21 protein-coding genes and 1 riboswitch are annotated in these 21,887 nt (G+C 40.0%); of the genes, 9 read left to right on the forward strand and 12 right to left on the reverse strand.

The features are described 5' to 3' along the window. On the forward strand, window positions 1–1,869 hold the full coding sequence (locus AC3A54_RS14540; protein WP_487654984.1) for a bifunctional homocysteine S-methyltransferase/methylenetetrahydrofolate reductase: 1,869 nt from the start codon (window positions 1–3) through the stop codon (window positions 1,867–1,869). Continuing rightward, window positions 1,847–5,296: a methionine synthase gene (gene metH / locus AC3A54_RS14545; protein WP_487654985.1), complete on the forward strand. Its 3,450-nt coding sequence runs from the start codon at window positions 1,847–1,849 to the stop codon at window positions 5,294–5,296. The genes AC3A54_RS14540 and metH overlap by 23 nt, the downstream gene beginning before the upstream one ends. Before the next feature lie 60 nt (window positions 5,297–5,356). On the opposite strand, the gene AC3A54_RS14550 is transcribed toward metH, so the two are convergent. Next, entirely contained in the window at window positions 5,357–5,578 is a 222-nt protein-coding gene (locus tag AC3A54_RS14550) for a hypothetical protein (protein WP_487654986.1), read from the reverse strand. A gap of 119 nt (window positions 5,579–5,697) precedes the next feature. Beyond that, a riboswitch (cyclic di-GMP riboswitch) is annotated at window positions 5,698–5,782 on the reverse strand. A 183-nt stretch (window positions 5,783–5,965) separates the two neighbouring features. Here AC3A54_RS14550 and AC3A54_RS14555 point away from each other — a divergent pair. The 4 genes from AC3A54_RS14555 (at window position 5,966) to AC3A54_RS14570 (ending at window position 8,474) form a co-directional block, all read left to right on the forward strand. Further along, window positions 5,966–6,379, forward strand: a complete 414-nt coding sequence (locus AC3A54_RS14555; RefSeq protein WP_487654987.1) for a MarR family winged helix-turn-helix transcriptional regulator — start codon at window positions 5,966–5,968, stop codon at window positions 6,377–6,379. Between the two features lie 17 nt (window positions 6,380–6,396). After that, window positions 6,397–7,593, forward strand: coding sequence for an MFS transporter (locus AC3A54_RS14560; RefSeq protein ID WP_487654988.1), 1,197 nt, complete (start codon window positions 6,397–6,399; stop codon window positions 7,591–7,593). Window positions 7,594–7,753: 160 nt separating this feature from the next. Beyond that, window positions 7,754–8,149, forward strand: coding sequence for a hypothetical protein (locus tag AC3A54_RS14565; RefSeq protein ID WP_487654989.1), 396 nt, complete (start codon window positions 7,754–7,756; stop codon window positions 8,147–8,149). Window positions 8,150–8,270: 121 nt separating this feature from the next. Further along, window positions 8,271–8,474, forward strand: a complete 204-nt coding sequence (locus tag AC3A54_RS14570) for a hypothetical protein (protein ID WP_487654990.1) — start codon at window positions 8,271–8,273, stop codon at window positions 8,472–8,474. Here AC3A54_RS14570 and AC3A54_RS14575 read toward each other — a convergent pair. The 9 genes from AC3A54_RS14575 to pxpB form a co-directional block, all read right to left on the reverse strand. Then, the gene (locus tag AC3A54_RS14575) at window positions 8,471–8,932 is read right to left on the reverse strand and encodes a hypothetical protein (RefSeq protein ID WP_487654991.1); all 462 of its coding nucleotides are present in this window, start codon (window positions 8,930–8,932) and stop codon (window positions 8,471–8,473) included. The two genes, AC3A54_RS14570 and AC3A54_RS14575, sit on opposite strands and share 4 nt — an antisense overlap. A gap of 19 nt (window positions 8,933–8,951) precedes the next feature. Further along, on the reverse strand, window positions 8,952–9,932 hold the full coding sequence (locus AC3A54_RS14580) for an ABC transporter ATP-binding protein (RefSeq protein ID WP_487654992.1): 981 nt from the start codon (window positions 9,930–9,932) through the stop codon (window positions 8,952–8,954). Continuing rightward, window positions 9,925–10,929 (reverse strand): ABC transporter ATP-binding protein, encoded by a 1,005-nt coding sequence (locus tag AC3A54_RS14585; RefSeq protein ID WP_487654993.1) that lies wholly within the window; start codon window positions 10,927–10,929, stop codon window positions 9,925–9,927. Before AC3A54_RS14585 ends, AC3A54_RS14580 begins: the two co-directional genes overlap by 8 nt. 18 nt (window positions 10,930–10,947) lie before the next feature. Further along, the gene (locus AC3A54_RS14590) at window positions 10,948–11,778 is read right to left on the reverse strand and encodes an ABC transporter permease (protein ID WP_487655052.1); all 831 of its coding nucleotides are present in this window, start codon (window positions 11,776–11,778) and stop codon (window positions 10,948–10,950) included. A gap of 27 nt (window positions 11,779–11,805) precedes the next feature. Further along, window positions 11,806–12,762 (reverse strand): ABC transporter permease, encoded by a 957-nt coding sequence (locus AC3A54_RS14595; protein WP_487654994.1) that lies wholly within the window; start codon window positions 12,760–12,762, stop codon window positions 11,806–11,808. Between the two features lie 154 nt (window positions 12,763–12,916). Next, window positions 12,917–14,494 (reverse strand): ABC transporter substrate-binding protein, encoded by a 1,578-nt coding sequence (locus AC3A54_RS14600; protein ID WP_487654995.1) that lies wholly within the window; start codon window positions 14,492–14,494, stop codon window positions 12,917–12,919. Between the two features lie 201 nt (window positions 14,495–14,695). Beyond that, window positions 14,696–15,640 (reverse strand): 5-oxoprolinase subunit C family protein, encoded by a 945-nt coding sequence (locus AC3A54_RS14605; RefSeq protein ID WP_487654996.1) that lies wholly within the window; start codon window positions 15,638–15,640, stop codon window positions 14,696–14,698. After that, complete coding sequence (locus AC3A54_RS14610) at window positions 15,640–16,404, reverse strand: LamB/YcsF family protein (RefSeq protein WP_487654997.1); 765 nt, start codon at window positions 16,402–16,404, stop codon at window positions 15,640–15,642. Before AC3A54_RS14610 ends, AC3A54_RS14605 begins: the two co-directional genes overlap by 1 nt. After that, window positions 16,401–17,135 carry a 5-oxoprolinase subunit PxpB gene (gene pxpB / locus AC3A54_RS14615; RefSeq protein ID WP_487654998.1) on the reverse strand — a complete coding sequence of 245 codons (735 nt, stop codon included), beginning with the start codon at window positions 17,133–17,135 and terminating at the stop codon, window positions 16,401–16,403. The genes AC3A54_RS14610 and pxpB overlap by 4 nt, the downstream gene beginning before the upstream one ends. Before the next feature lie 165 nt (window positions 17,136–17,300). Between pxpB and AC3A54_RS14620 the strand changes: the two genes are divergently transcribed. Both AC3A54_RS14620 and AC3A54_RS14625 read left to right on the forward strand, forming a co-directional pair. Then, window positions 17,301–17,864, forward strand: coding sequence for an NAD(P)/FAD-dependent oxidoreductase (locus tag AC3A54_RS14620; RefSeq protein ID WP_487654999.1), 564 nt, complete (start codon window positions 17,301–17,303; stop codon window positions 17,862–17,864). Between the two features lie 24 nt (window positions 17,865–17,888). Further along, window positions 17,889–18,272, forward strand: coding sequence for a VOC family protein (locus AC3A54_RS14625; RefSeq protein WP_335544561.1), 384 nt, complete (start codon window positions 17,889–17,891; stop codon window positions 18,270–18,272). 52 nt (window positions 18,273–18,324) lie between these two features. Here AC3A54_RS14625 and AC3A54_RS14630 read toward each other — a convergent pair whose 3' ends face one another. Next, the gene (locus AC3A54_RS14630) at window positions 18,325–19,191 is read right to left on the reverse strand and encodes an aldose epimerase family protein (protein ID WP_487655000.1); all 867 of its coding nucleotides are present in this window, start codon (window positions 19,189–19,191) and stop codon (window positions 18,325–18,327) included. Window positions 19,192–19,391: 200 nt separating this feature from the next. Between AC3A54_RS14630 and AC3A54_RS14635 the strand changes: the two genes are divergently transcribed. Further along, entirely contained in the window at window positions 19,392–20,903 is a 1,512-nt protein-coding gene (locus AC3A54_RS14635) for an MDR family MFS transporter (protein ID WP_487655001.1), read from the forward strand. A 45-nt stretch (window positions 20,904–20,948) separates the two neighbouring features. On the opposite strand, the gene AC3A54_RS14640 is transcribed toward AC3A54_RS14635, so the two are convergent. Continuing rightward, complete coding sequence (locus tag AC3A54_RS14640) at window positions 20,949–21,788, reverse strand: pirin family protein (protein WP_487655002.1); 840 nt, start codon at window positions 21,786–21,788, stop codon at window positions 20,949–20,951. Between the last annotated feature and the right edge of the window lie 99 nt (window positions 21,789–21,887).

Below are 21,887 nucleotides of genomic sequence, written 5' to 3' on the forward strand. Positions count from 1 at the left end.
ATGAGCTTTTTAGAAAAATTAACAAATCAAATCTTAATAGCCGATGGAGCTATGGGTACTTTATTGTATTCGTACGGAAAGGATAGTTGTTTAGAGGAACTGAATCTTTCCCAGGCAGATCATATCCAAACGATCCATCAAGCGTATATCGATGCCGGTGCTGATGTCATTCAAACCAACACATATGCTGCCAATTATTTAAAGCTGCAGCGATATGGTTTGGAGGATTCTGTAAAGGAAATTAACAGTGCTGCTGTAGCTAATGCTAAAAGAGCCGCTGCAAAAAGCCATGCATTCGTCCTTGGAACGATTGGCGGGAATCGAGGAATTAAACCGGATTCGGTCACCATTGAAGAATTAAAACGAAGCTTCCGTGAACAATTATATTGTCTACTGCTTGAAGGCGTAGATGGTTTGTTACTTGAAACCTTTTACGATTTAGAAGAACTTGAAACGATTTTAACTATTGCTAGAAAGGAAACCAACCTGCCAATCATTGCACAAGTCTCCCATCAGGAGCCAGGATTTTTGCAGGATCGAACTCCTGTCAATGATGCCTTAAAACGGCTTGAAGGTCTTGGCGCCGATGTCGTCGGTCTGAACTGCCGGCTTGGCCCCCATCATATGTTGTTAGCATTGGAGCAGATAGAAATACCTGAGCATGCATTTCTATCAGCCTATCCAAATGCCAGTCTCCCTGCCTATACGGACGGAAAGTTCCACTATGAGGGAGATGCCAATTATTTCCGAAATTCGGCAAAAGCGTTCCGTGATCAAGGGGTACGTTTAATTGGTGGCTGCTGCGGGACAACGCCAGATCATATTCGAGCCTTTGCAGCGGAATTAAAGAATAGTGTTCCAATTACTGAAAAAATAGTAAAATTAAAGCCAAAGCAGATTGTGGTTGAAACAAGTCCCTCTCCGATAAGGGAGTATGCTCCCCTACAAGAGATTGTGAGAGAAAGACCTTCTGTTATTGTAGAATTAGATCCTCCTAGAAAGCTAGATACGACCAAGTTTTTCGAAGGAGCAAAAGCGTTAAAAGAAGCCGGCATAGATTCTATTACTTTAGCTGATAATTCCCTTGCAACTGTACGTATCTCCAATGAATCATTGGGATATTTAGTGAAGGAAAAATTAGGCATGCGACCGCTTATTCACATTGCCTGTCGCGACCGTAATATTATTGGATTACAATCCCACTTAATGGGGCTCCATACTCTAGGATTAAATGACGTGCTTGCGATTACAGGCGACCCTGCAAGAGTAGGAGATTTCCCTGGTGCTTCATCCGTGTATGATGTTTCTTCATTTGAGCTAATTCAGATGATTAAGCAACTAAATGAAGGTTTGTCTTTTTCGGGTAAAGACTTAGGACAAAAAACCGACTTTAGTGTGGCAGCAGCTTTTAACCCGAATGTGCGCTCACTCGAGAAGGCTGTTAAAAGGCTTGAGAAGAAAATTCAATTTGGTGCAGATTATTTCATCTCCCAGCCTGTTTTTTCAGAAGAAAAACTGATTGAAATCTATGAACATACGAAACACCTTAAGGCACCTATTTATATTGGACTCATGCCACTGACAAGCAGTAAAAACGCTGAATTCCTTCATAATGAAGTGCCTGGGATTAAAATTGCCGATTCGATACGTGAGCGAATGGCCAGGTTGAATGACCAACCGCTTCAAGCAGCGCGGGAAGGTATTGCTATAACGAAGTCACTCATTGACGCGGCTTTAGATTTATTTAATGGAATTTATTTAATTACACCATTTTTACGTTACGAATTAACTGCAGAGCTGGCTCATTATGCCCGTCAGCGTGCAAGTGAAGTGAGGGGGAACAACATTGCTGAAAACATCATTTACTGATCAGTTGAAGAAACGAATCCTCGTAATGGACGGAGCCATGGGAACGATGCTGCAACGAGTCCACCTTACCGCTGAGGATTTTGGCGGAGAGGAATTCGAGGGCTGTAATGAAAACCTTAATTTAACTGCTCCCTCTGTTATAGCCAATATTCACCGAGAATATCTTGAGGCTGGCGCAGACATTATTGAAACCAATACGTTTGGGGCAACTAGCCTAGTGCTTGATGAATACGGTCTTGGCTACAAAGCCTATGAAATCAATAAAATCGCTGCGATGATTGCGATTGGTGAGGTGCAAAAGGTATATTCAGAGGACTGGCCACGTTTTGTTGCTGGTTCGATGGGTCCGACTACGAAAACATTAAGTGTGACTGGCGGAACTACCTTTGATGAACTTGCGGCAAGTTACGAGGAACAAGCAATTGGCTTAATCGATGGCGGCGTTGACTTGCTGCTTTTAGAAACAAGCCAGGATATGTTGAATGTAAAAGCTGGGTTCGCTGGTATCCAAAGTGCTTTTTCGAAGACAGGTACTACACTTCCGATTGTGATATCGGGTACGATTGAACCGATGGGAACCACTCTTGCGGGACAGTCTATCGAAGCGTTCTATATTTCAGTTGAGCATATGAAACCAGCTGCAGTGGGACTAAACTGTGCAACGGGTCCAGAGTTTATGCAGGATCATATTCGTTCCCTTTCCAATCTTGCGACAACTGCCGTTAGCTGTTATCCGAATGCTGGTCTGCCAGATGAAGAAGGACACTATCATGAAACACCGGAAATCCTTGCGAAAAAGCTGTCTGATTTTGCTGCGCATGGCTGGTTAAATATTGTTGGCGGCTGCTGCGGCACGACTCCTGAACATATTAGTGCTATTTCAGAAGCAATGAAAAACTATCAGCCGCGGGGATATGAGCCATCTTCAGTGCATATGGTTTCCGGAATTGAACCATTTGTTTACGATGACCCGACACTACGTCCGATCATGGTGGGAGAGCGCACGAATGTCATTGGCTCTCGTAAATTCAAACGGTTAATCACCGAAGGGAAATTTGAAGAAGCGTCAGAAGTTGCACGGGCACAGGTGAAAGGCGGCGCTCATGTCATTGATATCTGCCTGGCTGACCCTGACCGCGATGAAATCGTGGACATGGAAAATTTCATTAAAGAGGTCGTAAAAAAGGTTAAGGTACCTCTTGTAATCGACTCAACCGATGAGAAGGTTATTGAAAAAGCACTCAAATATTCGCAAGGAAAAGCGATTATTAATTCGATAAATCTTGAGGATGGCGAGGAACGTTTTGAAGCGATTGTTCCTTTGATTCATCGTTACGGTGGAGCGGTTGTTGTCGGTACCATCGATGAGGAAGGTATGGGAGTTACTGCCGAGCGCAAGCTTGAGATTGCTAAACGATCTCATGATTTGTTGGTAAACAAATATGGACTCAAACCACAGGACTTAATTTTTGACCCATTAGTTTTTCCAGTAGGGACTGGGGACGAACAATATATCGGTTCTGCAAAAGCGACCGTGGAAGGTATCAAGTTAATTAAGGAGCAGCTTCCAGGGGTGCAGACGATTCTTGGAATCAGTAACGTTTCCTTTGGATTACCACCGGTTGGAAGAGAAATTTTGAATTCGGTATTCCTTTATCACTGTACACAGGCTGGTTTGGATTACGCCATTGTAAATACGGAAAAGTTGGAGCGCTTTGCCTCCATTTCTAAGGAAGAAGTTACATTAGCGGAGGATTTGTTATTTAAAACAACTGATGAGACGTTAGCTGTTTTTACAGAGTTTTACCGTGGTAAAAAGAAAGAAGCGAAGAGCACGGTTCCAAACATGACTTTAGAAGAGCGTCTCGCCTATTATGTCGTGGAGGGCACGAAAGAAGGATTATTACCAGATTTGGATTTGGCGCTGGAAAGCTATCCTGCTCCGCTTGATATCATTAATGGACCGTTAATGAATGGTATGAAAGAAGTTGGGCGACTATTTAATGATAATCAATTGATTGTGGCTGAAGTTTTGCAAAGTGCAGAAGTGATGAAAGCAGCGGTATCTCATTTAGAGCCGCATATGGAAAAAGGCGATGTGTCTGCCTCAAAGGGCAAAATTATATTAGCTACTGTAAAAGGTGACGTCCATGATATTGGTAAAAACCTTGTTGACATTATACTGAGTAATAATGGCTATGATGTGATAGACCTCGGGATTAAAGTGAATCCAACTGATTTAGTTCAAGCTATTCTTAGGGAAAAACCAGACATGGTTGGATTATCCGGTTTACTAGTTAAGTCAGCACAGCAAATGGTGTTAACGGCTCAAGATATGAAGGATGCTGGCATCTCACTCCCTATCTTAGTTGGCGGTGCTGCACTATCCCGTAAGTTTACCGATACGAAGATTGCTAAGGAATATGATGGACTTGTGCTTTACGCTAAGGATGCGATGAATGGATTATCACTGGCAAACCAACTGCAAAACCAGGAGGAACACCAAAAGCTGTTGGATGAGAAGGCTGAAAAGCTTGCTGCATTAGAGGTACCAAGAGAGTTACCTGTCCGCTCTACAGGATCTGTTGCAGTGAAAGTGAAGCCGGCTATATCCACAGAGGCACCAGTCTTTACGCCAATGGATACAAAAAGGCACATTTTAAAAACCTATTCCTTATCTCATATTGAGCCATACATCAATATGCAGATGCTGATTGGACATCATCTCGGTGTTAAGGGGAAGGTTGCTAACTTGCTTGCTGAAAAGGATGAAAAAGCAGTAAAAGTAAAAGAGGTTGTAGACCAACTGCTAGCTGATGCAAATCGTGAAAATTGGATTACACCGAATGCTGTTTATCAGTTCTTTCCGGCACAGTCAGACGGAAATAAGATTTATATTTATAATCCTGAAAATCATGATCAAGTTATAGAAACTTTTGATTTCCCACGTCAGGATTCCGCGCCACATCTTTGTTTAGCTGATTTCTTAAAATCGGTTGACAGTGGTGTAATGGATTATGTTGGCTTCTTTACCGTAACAGCCGGTAGAGGGATTCGCGAAAAAGCGGATGAATTCAAGTCTGCCGGTCGTTTTCTGGAATGCCATGCTCTCCAGGCATTAGCACTCGAGACTGCAGAAGGCTTTGCTGAATTAATTCACCGTCAAATACGCGACCGCTGGGGCTTCCCGGATCCACTTGATTTTTCCATGCAGGACCGATTTGCTGCTAAGTATCAGGGACAACGTTTCTCCTTCGGATATCCGGCCTGCCCAGATTTAGAAGACCAGAAAAAGTTGTTTAAATTAATTCAGCCTGAAGAAATTGGAATCCAATTAACAGATGGTTGTATGATGGAACCAGAAGCTTCGGTTTCTGCGATGGTGTTTGCCCATCCAGAAGCGAGATATTTTAATGTGTTAAGATAATCATCTCAATGTAAAAAGAGTGACTATTTTTTAGTCACTCTTTTTACATATGGTTCATCATTACACAGCCTGATATTTATGTAAGAATCTTTGACTTGCAAGATTAAGATTATTTATGCACTCTTTTTTTATGTGATCCTCACATATAAATTCATTCATTAATTCATCTTTTAATTCGGAGTAAATCTCCATCACTTCTTCACGTGCCAAATTAATGTAACTTCTCTTTTTGGCAAAACTCATGATTTCCTTCTCAAAATATTCAATAGAACCAAAAAACACCTTCAATTTTCCACCCATCCTTTTATGTTTTTTTCAACGAATAAAAAGCCTCCAAAAAGAGGGGGACTAACAAACCGTAATGCCGTAGAAGTTTTATTCAAACATTAGATTCCGTTCTTTTTGGCAACCCGACTATCATAGTCATATGACCTTAGACTCGTGGCTTTGCGTCCTTTTTTTTCAAAAAGTTTGCCTTTTTCACTGTATACCTTAATAGTAAAATCTAACTAGGAACAATTCAATGTTTTTCGTCAATTTTTTACAAAAAAATTGATTTTTTTAACAATTTATGAGCATTTATGCCCCTGTGAACATTTCTTGACATTTAATAATAAATACACTATAGTTACCTAGGTAACTAATTATGTGTAGTAACGGAGTGCATTTATGATAACCCACGAATTATTCCATACTCTTCACCAGCTTTCACGTCATCTCACTAACAAACTCAATGAAGCATTGAAGCCTATGGGCTTATACGGTTCTCAATGGGCCGTTATTTTTGTTTTAAAAAACAAAGGCTCGCTAACACAGAGAGAACTTTGTGATTATCTTTTTGTTGAGGCACCGCCCATGACGCGAACCATCCAACGCCTCGTTAAACAAGGCTATGTTAGACAGGTGTCAGGTACAGACAAGCGGGCAAAGTACATTGAATTAACAGAAGAAGCATTGAAATTATATCCCGAATGGGAAAGTGTTGTGAACGAGGTCAACCAGACATTACTGCAGCATTTTCCATTAACATCTCAAGAGGAATTACTGTCATTGCAATCTAGCTGGTTAAAGCAGCTTTTATAAAGGAGTGCATTACATCTATGAACAAACCCAAATTATGGACGAAGGATTTTATTAGTGTATCTTTAAGTAACTTTTTTCTTTTCTTAACTTTTTATATCCTGCTCGTCACTCTTCCCACCTATGCGTTGGATGAATTACATAGCAGTGCATCTGTCGCGGGATTAATGACAACCGTATTTTTACTATCCGCCATCATCTCACGTCCGCTTGCTGGACAGTGGCTCGAACGCGCGAGTAATAAGAAAGTTCTCTTATCGGCGCTCATTATTTTCTCTGCAGCCTCTCTTCTTTACTTTATTCCTAAAACAGTCGCCGGTTTTCTAGTTATTCGTCTGCTTCATGGTGTTGGTTTCGGTATGGCAACAACAGCAGTCGGAACAATTGTAGCTAATATCATTCCAGCTTCACGTAGGGGCGAAGGAATGGGATATTTCGTCATGTCAACGAATATGGCAATGGTTTTAGGACCATTTGTCGGATTGATGGCTATTCAGCAATGGGGGCCAAACACCCTATTTATTCTCAGCGTCATTGTTGCGGTCGGTTCTCTTATTACTGGACTAAGTGTTAAATTGAATCATTCAGAACAGCTGGATCAGCCAAAAGCCGCTTCTGCTTTTTCTTTTAAAAATCTATTTGAGACATCTGCCATTCCTATCTCGATTGTCGGAAGCTTCCTAGCGATTGTCTATTCTGCCCTTCTTTCATTTGTTTCGATCTACGCAAATGAAATTCATTTGGCTAGTGTGTCTAGTCTCTTCTTTGTGGTCTATGCGATTGTTCTTTTACTATCTAGACCATTCACTGGAAAATGGCTTGATCTTTATGGACCAAACGTTATTTCTTATCCTTCTATTTTGCTTTTCTCAATTGGGATGTTTGTCTTAAGCCAAAGCAGTGGTGCAGTCACATTTCTCATATCAGCGGGTATGATTGGATTAGGATGGGGAACACTTTTTCCTACCTTCCAAACCATCGCTATCCAAGATGCCGAACCTCGAAAAAGAGGTTTAGCTACAGCGACCTTCTTATCTATCTATGATACAGGTATTGCTCTTGGCTCCTTCGTCGTTGGCTTACTTGCTGCTAAAATAGATTATAGCTCGTTATATTTCATGTGTTCTTTCTATATTTTAATCGGTGCAGTACTTTATTATTTTCTTCATACAAAGAAACAAGCACCTGTACCAAAATTGAAAAATCAAGAGAATTAATTTGTCAGTTTTGCCCTCCTTACATTTATAGGGGGGGTTTTTTATTGTACAACCCCTAATTATACTCATTTACAAAAATAGTAAAATATAATAATATTCTTTATAAGGAACATTTTTTACCATAATAAAGAATTCGCAAAAAAGGAGGTGTATACTAAGTTTGAAAACAATAAAGGGTTTAGTCCTTATCCTGCTATTAGTATGTGCAATAATGCTTCCTACTTCTGCCTATGCCTCTGATAATACTACTGAATCAATTACCCAGTACGGATTTTTACAAACCTTTTCACTAGCGAATATTTTCACCTTTTTCAATAAGGATTATAAAGCTGCTGATTATCATGAATATAGCTGGAATAATGATGGCTATCACGATCGATATGATGATGACCACCATGACGATGGTGATTGGTGGGATGATTTTTGCAAATGGTGGAACGGTGGTGGCGGCGGTGGTGGCCATGATGATGAATGTCGAGAAAGCAAGGGAAGCTGGGGCAATGACAACGGTTGTATAGACTCTGCAGAGATTTGGAAAAGGTGGTATTGCAGGTAGATTCCCTACATATACCTAAAAAGGGCAAAATGACTATTTTGGAAAGGTCATTTTGCTTTTTTATTTACACTTTAAATAATTGGTATATAATAGTATAAACATGGTATAAGGAGTGAAGAGAATGGCGAAATCAACAGCCAAAAAGCTACGTGAAAAACTGTCACGCGAGGGAAAAATGAATCCAGAAGCAAAGCGAAGCCCATTTGTTTTTACAGATATGAGAACAAGAGCAACAAAAACGAAAAAAGACCATTTATACCAATTTAAACACAAGAACCATCAATCCCAGGACGGACATGATGGTTCTTTTTGTTTGGTAAGCTAGTTAATATTGAATGTTGGTTTGTAGGTTAGCTCAATCTTTAGTAATTGCTTGTCTTGGTTCATTTCTTTCTCTTGCACGATCGTCCAATTTTTAGCAATCATGTCGCGGAGTATCTGAAGATTTTCACTGGTCATACTAACCTGATCTAGAAATTCTCCCGTGTCAACGAAGTCTTCGCCTTCCTTCATTCCAAACTTAATGGCTAACAAGGATTTTAGTGAACCTTTCGTCATGAATGAAAATTCATAACCAGTTGTGATCGCCTGCTGGCACTTTTCTTTATTTCCATGATAATAATCAACCATTGTTTTCCATGAAGGGATTCCTTCTCCGTTACTCTCTAGCTTTTCTTCATTTCCTTCATTTAAAAGAGCTACAATGGTTGGATTATCGAACCCTTTTGCTTTCATCATTTCAATCATTAGAGCATAATTTAACGCTAATTTTACTTTTTCCATGTAATCCATCCACCTTGTTCTAATATAAATGGCAGGCAACCAAATGCTCACTATCTACTTCTTTCAACTGTGGATCCACTTCTGCACAAATTGGCTTTGCAAATGGACAGCGAGTTCGGAAGCGACAGCCTGTTTCCATCTCAATTGGGCTTGGAAGCTCTCCTTTAATAATTTCACGCTTACTATTCTGTGCTTTGATGGGATCCGGTATGGGGATCGCAGATAATAACGCTTGTGTATATGGATGCAGCGGTTTGTCGTATAGCTCATCACTCATGGATATCTCGACCATTTTTCCGAGATACATCACACCTATTCGGTCAGAGATATGGCGCACCATTGATAAATCATGTGCTACAAACAAATAAGTAAGATTCATCTCTCTCTGTAAATCTTCTAACATATTAATGACTTGCGCTTGAATGGAAACATCGAGTGCTGAAATGGCCTCATCGCATAAAATGAAATCAGGATTAATTGCTAAAGCACGGGCAATACCTATTCTTTGACGTTGACCACCACTGAATTCATGTGGAAATTTTTCTAAGTCGTCCTTTTTCAGTCCAACTTTTTCAAGCATATCGATAATGATTTCTCTTCTTTCATTTTTCGATAGAGCGGTATGAATTTCGAGTGGCTCATCAATGATTTCTTCCACATTCATATAGGGGTTAAGTGATGAATACGGATCCTGAAAGATCATCTGCATTCTTTTTCGATACGGTTGAAGATCTTTGTTATTTAAGTTGGCAATATCTTTCCCATCAAAAAGAATTTCTCCCGCAGTCGGGTCGTACAAGCGATTTAGGGTTCTGCCTAATGTGGACTTACCACACCCCGATTCTCCTACTAGTCCAAACGTTTCCCCTTTATAAATATGAAACGAGACATCATCCACAGCCTTTACCACTTGTTTGCTTTTGCTAAACATCGAAGTTTTTAATGGAAAGTATTTCTTTAGATTCCTTACTTCAATGAATCTTTGTTGTGTCTCAGTCATCTAAGTGATCTCCTTCCCCTGTTAAGAAGCACATACTTTTCTGTGTTGCTGAGAAGTTTTTGTAATCGGGTATTTCCTTAAAACATTTATCCATCGCATAATCGCAACGTTCGGCAAAGGGACAACCACTCCTCATACTTTCAAGCGATGGAGCTGCACCTTTTATCGGCTTTAATCTCGTTTTTTCTCCGTCCACCCTTGGTATAGAATTCAATAACGCCTTTGTATAGGGATGTTTGGGTGAATAAAAAATTTCATTCGCAAGTCCCTCTTCCATCACCTTTCCTGCATACATAACCAAAATGCGGCTGCATATTGTCGCCACGACCCCAAGATCATGGGTAATGAACACTACCGACATATCATTTTCTTGCTGCAGTTTTTTTAACAATTCTAGAATTTGTGCCTGAATCGTTACATCCAATGCCGTTGTTGGTTCATCAGCAATTAACAGCTTGGGATTACAAGCTAACGCCATTGCAATTAAAACCCTTTGTCTCATTCCACCCGAAAATTCATGAGGGTACTGGTCTACTCTTGTTTCAGGAGAAGGAATTCCTACCAATCTCAGTAATTCCACTGCCTCGAGCTTGGCTTCTTTCTTTTTCATCCCTCTAACTCTAACCAATAATTCAACAAGATGATCTCCTGCTTTTTTTAATGGATTAAGAGCTGTCATTGGATCTTGAAAGATCATTGCAATATCTCGGCCTCTTATGGCTCTTTTTTCTTTATTCGATAGGCTTTCGAAATGCTTCCCATCTAAAATAATCTCTCCTGAATCAACTTTTGCGTTACTCGGAATAATTCCGAGAATCGACTTCACCAAGATACTCTTTCCGCTCCCAGATTCACCGACAATTCCGAGGATTTCGCCCTTTTGAACAGAAAAGTCTATCCCACGGACTACCTCCGTTTTCGACTTGCCTTTATAAAAGCTTGTACTGAGGTTTTTAACATCTAGTAAACTATTATTATCTATTATATTATTTTTCATATCATCTAAACCTCCTATTTACTTCCCACTCGTCTTTGGCTCAATAACCGCTCTAAGAATATCACCAAGTCTATTAAAAGAATAAACGGTTAGTACAATGAGAAGTCCAGGTAATATGGCCATATATGGGGCATTCCCTAAGTTTCCTTGTGCATTTTGCAGCATGCTCCCCCATGAGGATAATGGCTGCTGTATGCCTAAGCCAAGAAAGCTTAAAGCTGACTCCATTAATATGGCATTAGCAATACTGACGGTAGATGCCACAATAAATGTAGGAAATACGGCTGGAATGATATGTTTCAGAATCACTTTTTTTAATGATTGTCCTGAAGATTTAGCATATAATACATATTCTCTTTCTTTTATCGAAAGTGTCTCAGCACGAACTAATCTAGCCGTGCTCATCCATGTAAAAAGACCAATAACAAAGATAATGGCTTTTAAACCAGGGGTAAGATAGATACTTACAACCGTCACAAGGATCATCCATGGAATCGAAGAAATCACATCTACGGTCCTCATTAAAAAGTTATCCACTCTGCCTCCAAAATAGCCGCTTATCGTACCAATTAATACTCCAATGCTAGTAGAAATAAGCATCGCTAAAATCCCAACTGTGAGGGAAATTCGTCCACCATATAATGCCCTTGTCAGATAATCTCTTCCAAGCTCGTCTGTACCAAACCAATGCTTACCACTTGGTCCTTCAAGAACACTTGTTACATCAACCTTATCAGGAGGATAGGGTGATAAAAAGGCAAAGATCGATATTAATAGAATAAGAAAAAGGAAAATTAGGGCTATGGCTGCCGTTTTATTGCGTTTAAACTCTTTTTTAAACTGTTGCATTCTTCTATTTTTCTTTCCGGCCAACTTTTATTCCCCCATTCCCTTAATTCTTGGATCGACAATGCTATATAAAATATCTGAAACCAAATTCCCAATAATAACAAGGCTCGCTGATAGCAGCATGATTGCCATGACAACTGGATAATCAAACCCTTGAATCGCTTTTACAAAATACGTACCAATTCCCGGCCATCCGAAAACTGTCTCCGTTACGACTGCTCCAGTGACTAACATTGGAAGGCTCATCCCTACAATAGTAATGATAGGCAGTAAGACGTTCCTAAGTACATGCCTAAATAAAATAGAAGTTGAATGGGCCCCGTATGCCTGTTGTACCATAACATAATCTTCAGAAAGCTGGCCAATTGTAGATGACCTGACATACCTTACAAGCTCTGGCATGAATGAAAGCATTAACACCGTACAAGGTAGGACCATATGACTGAGAAGATCGGAAAAAGACTCTTCATTCCCAATGGTGTGCATCCCGAGGATTGGAAAGATATTTAGACGGTGGCCAAAAATGAACACAAGAATCATCGCCATCCAAAAGCTAGGAATGGCAATCCCAAATGAACTTAAACCATCAATGATTTTATCCGCTAATTTCCCCATCTTAGCACCGGCAATTAATCCAAGAATAATAGAAAAAAGTAAGGCTAGTATGTAAGCGGGAAGAACGAGTAGAATCGTATTTGGTATCCTGGCTGTAAGATCCTTTGTAATGCTTTCATGCGTGACAATGGAATATCCCCATTCTCCACTTAAAATCCCTTTAACCCAATAAAAATATTGCATATATGCAGGCTGGTCTAACCCATATCTAGCTTTAATCAGTTCAACTGTTTTCTTCGTCATGTTTGGTGTCGTCATTGCATCTACCGCATCATATGGAGCCAATTGGATGAGAGCAAAACAAATGATTGAAATGATGAACAGTAACGGGATCGCCTGTAAAATCCTTTTAAAAATGTACTTTAACAAAAATAACCCCACTCCTTACGCTTCTCAACTAGACGATTTGCCTAATGGAAACGAATTCTAACACTCTTTTACTTTACCATTCTATTACTTTTTCTGTTAAAAAATAAAGATAAACAGCGGACTGTTTATCTTTATCTTCAAATAAGCAATTTTATTAATAGGACAGCTTCGACATATCCTCGAATGTGTAAACAGGTACTAGCCCCGCTTCATCGATGCCTTTGATTCTAGAATCAATTGCAAGAATACGTTTGTTTTCAGTTAGAGGATAGAAGGCAGCATCTTCGATAATAAGTTTTTGAATTTCTTCATAAATGGCTTTACGCTTCGCATCGTCTCTCTCTACACGGCCTTGATTAAATAACTCATCCACTTTTGTATTGCTGTAATGCATGTAGTTTGCTTCACCGTTCGTTACAAATAATGAATTAAAGGTGTCTGGGTCAATTCCCATGATATATCCGCTAAGATACATATCAAAATCAGTTTGAACGCTTTGTAGCTTCTTGCTTAATGCAGTAGCATCCATTCCTACCAACTCAACGGAAATACCCGCTGCCTTTAAGTTTTGTTGGATCACAGCCGCTTGCTTCTGCTGGATTGGATTATTAGCAATAAACGCGAGCTTTAATTTAAGATTAGAAGCTCCTGTTTTTGAAAGTAAGTCTTTCGCTTTTTTTGTATCAAATTTATGTTTTTCTACTTTGTCAGTAAAATAAGTTGCTTTCTTTGGCAAGAATGAATAGGCAGGCTTAGAATAATCAGTAGATACATAGCTTGCTGTATTGATTTCATCACGATTTAATCCGAAAGCAATTGCCTGTCTTACCTCTTTATTCTGTACTGCTTTTGAGCTTAAGTTAAACGCTAAGTAACCAATTCGACCTTCTTCATAAGGTTTAATAGTCACATTTGAATCTTTAAACTTGCCTGCATCTGAAGGCTGAATAGCTAAAGCGTTAATCTCACCTTTTTGAAGAGCCATTGTAGCTGTATTTGGATCCATAATAATACGGTAAACCACTTTTGCAATCTTTGGAGCACCTAAGAAATAATCGTCATTCTTTTCAAATGTAACACTTTCCCCAGCTTTATATTCTTTTAATTTGTAAGGACCAGTCCCCACTGGAGTAGCGTTCTTTGTACTATTCGCAATGTTTGTTTCACCTTCGTAAACATGTTTCGGCATAATGAAAATGTTACCTAATGCTTCCATTGCACCCATACTAACAGTTGGCAATGTGAATTTCACTGTATAGTCATCTACTTTTTCGACTTTAACTGGTTGATTATTAAATAATAGCTGGCTTCTTGCCCAACCACCATTTTCTTCTTTTAACATTTGCTCATAAGTGAAGACAACATCATCGGCAGTAAATGGCTGGCCATCATGCCATTTCACGTCTTTTCTTAATTTCGCTGTATACGTTAAGAAATCTTCTGATGGTGTCATACTTTCCGCTAAGAAATACTTAACATCATCTTTCCCGTTATACATATACAATGGAGAATAAATAGTTTTAATTTCCATTAAACCATAACGGTCACCGGTTGAGATGACGTTAACCGCATTTCCTGGATCTCCATCAATTCCATAAATAAAAGTATCTGGTTTGTTGGTCCCTTCATTTTTTGTGCTTGCTTTATCTGTCGATTTTGAAGAACAGCCAGCAAGTGCTAGAAAGATCGTTAATAAGATGGCTACTAGAATATTTACATTTTTACGACCCATTTTGTCTTACCCCCTACGTTTTTTTAGAGACATAGAATAGTAGTTATAATTTGTACTGTTTTAATCCCTACTATTCTTATATGTATTGCATGGATTCATTCTACATGATTGTTAGATTCAAGTAAATAATAATTTCTTTTATTTTCCCATTATACTTATGAAAAAAAACGCGTAGTCACATGATTGTAAAAAAGAATTATTTTATTTCGCAGCAAGCGACAAATGCTTCAAAAAAAGCTGTCTTTCTATATATAATCGTTGTGCTTCCTCAAGAGAAGTTTCCACAAAATGGATTTTGGTGTCAGGCACCGCTTGAGCGAGGTGTGGGATGTCGACTGATATGACTGTTCCTATTCGGGTATAGCCGCCGGTTGTTTGTCGGTCAGCCATGAGGATGATGGGTTGGCCGCTGGCAGGAACTTGAATCCCTCCTAATGGAATGGGATCGGAGATGACATCTGAACCTTCAACTTGGTCAAGCTTTGGTCCCTTTAGCTGATAACCCATTCGATTCGATTGTGGTGTCACAACATACTCTTCTGAGAGAAATCGCTCGACACTTGAAGGGCTAAACCTCTGCTCATGTGGACCAAGAATAACCCTTACAGTTAGCTGCTTTTTATAGCTAGGAATATACTCAGGAGGCAGTGATTTAAACGGCTTTCTAATGACCGGCTCTCCATATAAAAGGTCTTCCTTTTGTAATGGTCGTCCTTTATAACCTCCAAACCTTCCATTTAAAGAGGTGGATTTACTATTCAAAACAACAGGTACATCGATTCCACCAGCAATGGCAATATAAACCCGTGCACCTTGTTTACACGAGGCCAAAGATAAAGTCTCTCCTTTTTTCAACAAAAAGCTCTTCCACAGGGGCACTTCCCGATGATTTACCCTCGGCGAAAAGTCCCCGCCACAAATAGCAATGACGATGTTTTGGGTGGCTTCTAAAACAGGTCCTATTAACGCCGCTTCAAGTACCGCCTCCCCCGGATGATTTCCAACCAGGATATTTGCTACCTGCATGGCGTAAGAATCCATTGCTCCAGATGGACTGATTCCGAATTGTTGATAGCCAACCCTTCCCAAATCCTGAATAGTCGTTTGTAAACCTGGTTTTATTACTTTAAAAATAGCTGTTTTCATTATTCGCTCCAGCTTTTTCGAAGAAAAATGTTTTCATGTGCCAATGCCATCTTTAACTTGGATAAGAACTCTACAGCCTTCGGTCCATCCCCATGTACACAAATCGTATCAGCCTGAATATCAACGTCGGTTCCATCTACCGCTTCTACTTTCCCTTCGGTAATCATCCGAACCACTCTTTGGATGGCTTCGCTAGAATCATGAATGAATGCGTTGTTTTCACTTCTTAATGTCAATGTCCCATCCGGCAGATAGGTACGGTCCGTAAACACTTCCTGCGCAACCTGAAGCCCTTTTTCCCGTCCAGCCTTGATTAATTCGCTTCCTGCTAGGCCAAATAGAACAAGTTGGGAATCGAGGGCAACAATTGCCTCAGCAATTGCATCTGCTATCTCCCTACTTCTACCCGCCATGTTATATAAGGCACCATGGGGTTTGACATGGGAAAGAGACGCTCCGTTTGCCTTACATACACCTTGTAAGGCCCCTATTTGATAAATGATTAGATTGTATATTTCCCTTGTGGAAAGATTCATTTCCCGGCGGCCGAATCCAGCAAGGTCAGGAAATCCTGGATGCGCCCCTATTTTCACACCGTTTTTTTGGGCAAACTTGACTGTTTCAAACATGACATTATGGTCACCCGCATGGTAGCCACAAGCTATATTAGCAGAGGAGATATACTTTAACACCTCTACGTCATTTCCTATTTTAAAGGCTCCAAAACTTTCTCCGATATCACTATTGAGATCAATGATTTTCATGTTGCTCCCCCCCTTATGTAGGTTTTCACTTTGTATTCTTTCCTATCGACCAATTGTTTAATAGTTTTATATTCTTCAAAATTGATCGGAATAAATTTTATATAATTGCCTGGTGCAACAAGGGCCGGAGGGGAATTTTCAATAGCAAACAGCTTTAGTGGTGTTATACCAAGAATCCTCCAGCCCGACGGTACCTCTGAAGGATAGATGCCTGTTTGGTTTCCGCCAATGCCCACTGAACCGGCAGGGACACCTCTTCTTGGATGTTCAAGCCTTGGGACAGAAAGCATTGATGGTAATCCTCCTAGATAGGGAAATCCAGGTATAAACCCTAGCATATAAATGAGGTATTCTTTATTACTATGAAGTGCAATGACTTCCTTTTGACTTATCTCACAATACTGAGCAATAGAGGCTAAATCCGGACCTGTTTCACCTCCATAGTAAACGGGGATTTCATATACGATCGGCTGATAGGGTTCATTATGCTTTGAAGTGGTATAAATGCCCTTTACCTTATCCACTAAGGTATGATAGCTTATCTCCTCCGGACGATAATAGATGGCAAGGGAAGTATAGGACGGTACCCATTCTATGATCCCTTTCACCCTCGTATTGTTCAGTCCGACAATAAATTGGCGAATCTCCCTATGAATCTTTTCACTAATTTTTTCACCAAAATAAATCACAATAGCCGTATCCCCGAGTGGTTTGATTTCTATGATCCTCACTCCTAAGTTCTTCTTTGCTTTTAAGTTATCTGCTTGCTTAGAATATTTCAACCTATTTTTACATTTCGTTTTCCAAATATCTTGAAAAGAGCAGTTTATTTTACAATTCCCTGTTTGTTAAGCTACAGTTATTTTGTGACTATATAATAATTGGAGGTTTTGGAAATGTTTGATGTTTTAGTTGTTGGAGCTGGGCCTACCGGTGCGAGTGCTGCTATTTTTACAGCAAAGGCTGGAAAGAAAACCGTAGTGGTTGATAATGATAAAAGTGTAACTAAGCGTGCATGGATTGAAAATCATTATGGTGTAACAGAAATTACAGGACCTGACCTTGTTGAAACTGGTAAAAAACAAGCGATGAAATTTGGTGCTGAAATCGTCCAAGCTACTGTTTCAACTATCAGTAAAACTGAAAGCGGTTTTAAAGTAGAAACAGATCAAGGTGAATACGAAGCAAAGCATGTAATTTTGGCTACTGGAATGTCTGTTGACCTTGCTGAAGCAGTTGGACTAACAACAAAGCCTGGAACTGAGCCAAGAATCAAGACAATCCTTGACGTGGATGCTGCTGGAAAAACAAATATTGACGGTATTTGGGCAGCAGGTACAGTTGCTGGAGTGAGCATGCATACGATTATTACTGCTGGAGACGGTGCTAAGGTAGCGATCAATGTAATTAGTGAACTAAACGGTGAGCGCTACGTTGACCACGATGTATTAAAAGCCTAAGACAGATAGGTAGGTGGGTGCCAAATGGCAGTTAAGAAAATGGACCATGTTGGTGTATACGTAAGCAACTTAGAAACATCCCTGACTTTTTATCAAGAAGTCGTAGGGTTGGACTTAAAAGACAGATTCACTATTTCAGATGGGGCTGTCACTTTAGCCTTCCTTGGATTTAATGGTTCCGATGAAACAGAGTTAGAATTAGTCCTAGGCGGAAAGCCTAATCTCCCTAACGAAGGAATCGTGAATCATATCGCCTTTTTAGTAGATGACATTGAAGAAGAATTCGCACGTTTAAAGGATCTAGACGTATCCTTTCTTAGTGAAGATATTAGCACTCTTCCTAACGGCTATCGTAACTTCTTTGTACAAGGCCCTGATGGTGAGAAGGTTGAATTTTTCCAACGGTAGGTCGAAAGCATAGGGATTTTTTTATATGAAAAGGGACTTTAAAGTCCCTTTTTTATTTTACCGATATCGTAAGTGCGGTTTGCAGCGTTTCCCCTGGACTCACCATCACTAATTCTTCTTTCCGATTCAGTTCATCTGTCATTGCCATCCATGGTTCGACACAGACAAATTCTTGATCCTGCTCGGTCCACAACACGACGTACTTAAATTCCTCCCCGTATGTCATCGTAATTGACATCTGGCGATCGGGTAGCTCAAATGAGATTTCCTTTTGTACGGCATCCAAGAGGACGAGAGACTCTTTTTTATTAGTTAAATCTAATGAGCTTTGAATGGGTTTTGTTTCCATATCATTATAATCTAAATAGGTCTTCGCGTCGGAATGATAAACTAAGTTTTTGTTGGCCGTTTTGAAATAAGGATGAAACCCTGCATAAATTGGCATAGGCGCACCCGAAATATTTTGATAGGCTTGGGCAATAGTGAGTCCGTTTTGGGTCAATGAGTAGGTAAAAACCACCTCAAAATCAAAAGGATATTCCTTTTTGGTCTCTTCATTACTTACTAAACGTAAAGTAATAGTGGCTTGTCTGTCATCCGTATGAGTATTGACTACTTCCCATGGATAATTCCTCGCGACTCCATGGTTTTTCATTTGATAAACAGTACCATCCCATTCATATTTCCCATTTTCTAACTGACCAGAAATCGGAAAGAGAATCGGAATTCCACCTCTTATATTTTTCTTAAAATCATATAGTGTTTCTTTATTTAAAAAGAGGACTTCCTCTCCATTTATCCCGTAGCTAGTAATAATTCCGCCACGCTCTGGTACAACTTTAATCCAGTTGCCTAACTCGGAGTTCCTTAGTTCATATACACCTAGTTCTTGCTCTTTCGTTACCTTAAGCTGATACATGTCCTTATTCGTCCCTTCTATGTAAAAACAACATTCTACTCATTTTAGTTATAATTTGACAAGTTTTCAACCTGCCTTATAGAATTACTTTAGCTATCTTTCTAGCAGCTTTTTTTAATGGACACACCTTAAAATAATCGAAAAGGAGCGATCTTTTGTTTTAGCATACTTACACTTTGGAAAATTAAAGGGTGATTAATTTGATTAAAAAAGACAATAATCTTAAGTTCGTTGTCACAGGCTTGTTACTAGCCATCTTGATGGCAGCCATGGACAATACAATTGTCGCAACAGCCATGGGTACGATTGTTTCTGACCTTGGCGGTTTTGACAAATTTATTTGGGTAACTTCTGCTTATATGGTAGCAGTTATGGCCGGGATGCCGATCTTTGGAAAGCTCTCCGATATGTATGGAAGGAAACGCTTCTTTATTTTCGGATTGGTGGTATTCCTTATTGGCTCTGCCCTTTGCGGAATTGCTCAGTCGATTGTTCAGTTAAGTATTTACCGGGCGATTCAGGGGATTGGTGGCGGCGCCTTGATGCCAATTGCTTTTACCATCGTATTTGATATCTTCCCCCCAGAAAATCGTGGAAAAATGACAGGTCTTCTTGGAGCAGTATTTGGTGCCTCCAGTGTCCTTGGGCCATTGCTAGGTGCGTATATAACTGATTATATCAGCTGGCACTGGGTGTTTTATGTGAATGTTCCGATTGGTATTGTTTCAATTATTTTAATTGTTCGTTATTATCATGAATCCTTACAGCACTCTAAGCAAAAAATCGACTATCTTGGAGCAATTACGCTTGTCATTTCCGTCGTTAGCTTGATGTTTGCTCTTGAGTTGGGCGGCAAAGAATACGATTGGGATTCTGTTCAAATCATCGGTTTATTTGCTAGCTTCTTTGTTTTCTTTATTGCCTTTTTCATTGCGGAATTTAAGGCAGAAGAACCGATTCTACCACTTTGGCTTTTTAAAAGGCGTTTGTTTGCGACATCCCAGATTCTTTCCTTTTTATATGGTGGGACGTTTATCATTCTAACTGTCTTTATTCCGATCTTCGTGCAGGCTGTTTATGGCGGCTCAGCTAAAAATGCAGGGTTAATCTTAACACCTATGATGTTAGGGTCCGTTGCGGGAAGTTCCGTAGGAGGTATTTTCTTAGCTAAAACCTCTTATCGTAACTTGATGTTTATTTCGATTGTATCTTATGTTCTTGGTATGTATTTCCTTGGAACGATGACGATTGATACGGCTCGCTACTTACTAACAATCTATATGATTCTTGTTGGATTTGGGGTAGGGTTTTCATTCTCCTTGTTGCCAACGGCGTCGATGCACAATTTGGAACCACAGTATCGCGGAACGGCTAACTCTACTAACTCGTTTCTACGTTCGTTTGGTATGACCCTTGGCGTAACCATTTACGGAACGCTGCAAACGAATATGTTTACAGATCAGTTAAAGGAAGCATTTAAAGGGATGCAAGGTGCGGGGAATTTCAAAATGGGTGATCCTCGGCAAATTTTCCAACCAGAACAACGCTCAAAGATTCCTGATTTTGTTTTAGATAAAATCGTTCACGCGATGTCTAATTCGATTACACATACTTTTTTGCTTACGCTGATTCCGATTGCAATCGCTGCAGTTACTATCTTTTTTATGGGCAATGCTCGTGTAGTAGTGAGTAAGAAGCCTGCTAAAGGGTAAAAGAAAAGCACTGGACCGCTCTTGTGACGTGGCCCAGTGCTTATTTTATTCTGCGAATTTGCCGGCCATGTAATCGCGGTATGCCTGGCGAATTTCTTCTTCGGTATTCATGACAAATGGTCCTCTAGCTACGATTGGTTCGTTTAGAGGTCTACCTGCATATAACAAGACTCGGAGGTTTTCCTCTGCCTTTATTGAGATTTCGCTTTCTTGGTTAGGATTGCTTTTTTCTAACAAGAGTACGTGACCTTTCTCAGCCTCTGTCTGATTTTTCCCGAAAAGTCCTTTTCCTTCTAAAATATACATGAAGCCGTTGTAATCACCTGGCAGGTCCTGTGTAACCGATGTACCAGGTTCGACGTTAATTTCAACCATAGTTACTGGAACATAATTTTTTGTATCTGACTGAATGCCACCTGAAGAACCAGAGAAAATCCTGATTAAGGCTCCGTCTTCTTTACGGACTGGCATGTCTTTCGCACGAAGATTTTGATAGCGCGGTTCTGCCATCTTATGTTCACGGGGCAGGTTCACCCAAAGCTGCAAGGAGTGCACAGTCTCTCCTTCGGCTGGGTCCTCGATGTGAATAACACCTCTGCCGGCTGTCATCCATTGAACATCACCTGGTTCCAGTTCCCCTTTACCTGCTTTATTATCTTGATGCTCGAGTTTCCCTTCGATGACATAGGTAACGGTCTCGATGCCGCGGTGCGGGTGGAAGTCAAATGTTCCTTTTTTAAACCAATCCTCTGCTAAAAAAAGAAAAGGATCTGATTCTTTCATTTTATTTGGATCTAACACCATTCCTGCTATATGAATCGGACTATTCTGGTGATGTTCCACCGTCCAAATCCGTTCGATACCCCTTTGTTGAATAGAAGTCATTATTTTTCCTCCTTTTGGTATTCAAATTAATGGTAGCGCTGTTCCGGGGTATTATCAAATAAAATGGACTGGTTTTGAGGTTCGCTCATAAGTGACCTA

The organism is Neobacillus sp. Soil_C_43 (assembly GCF_057656715.1).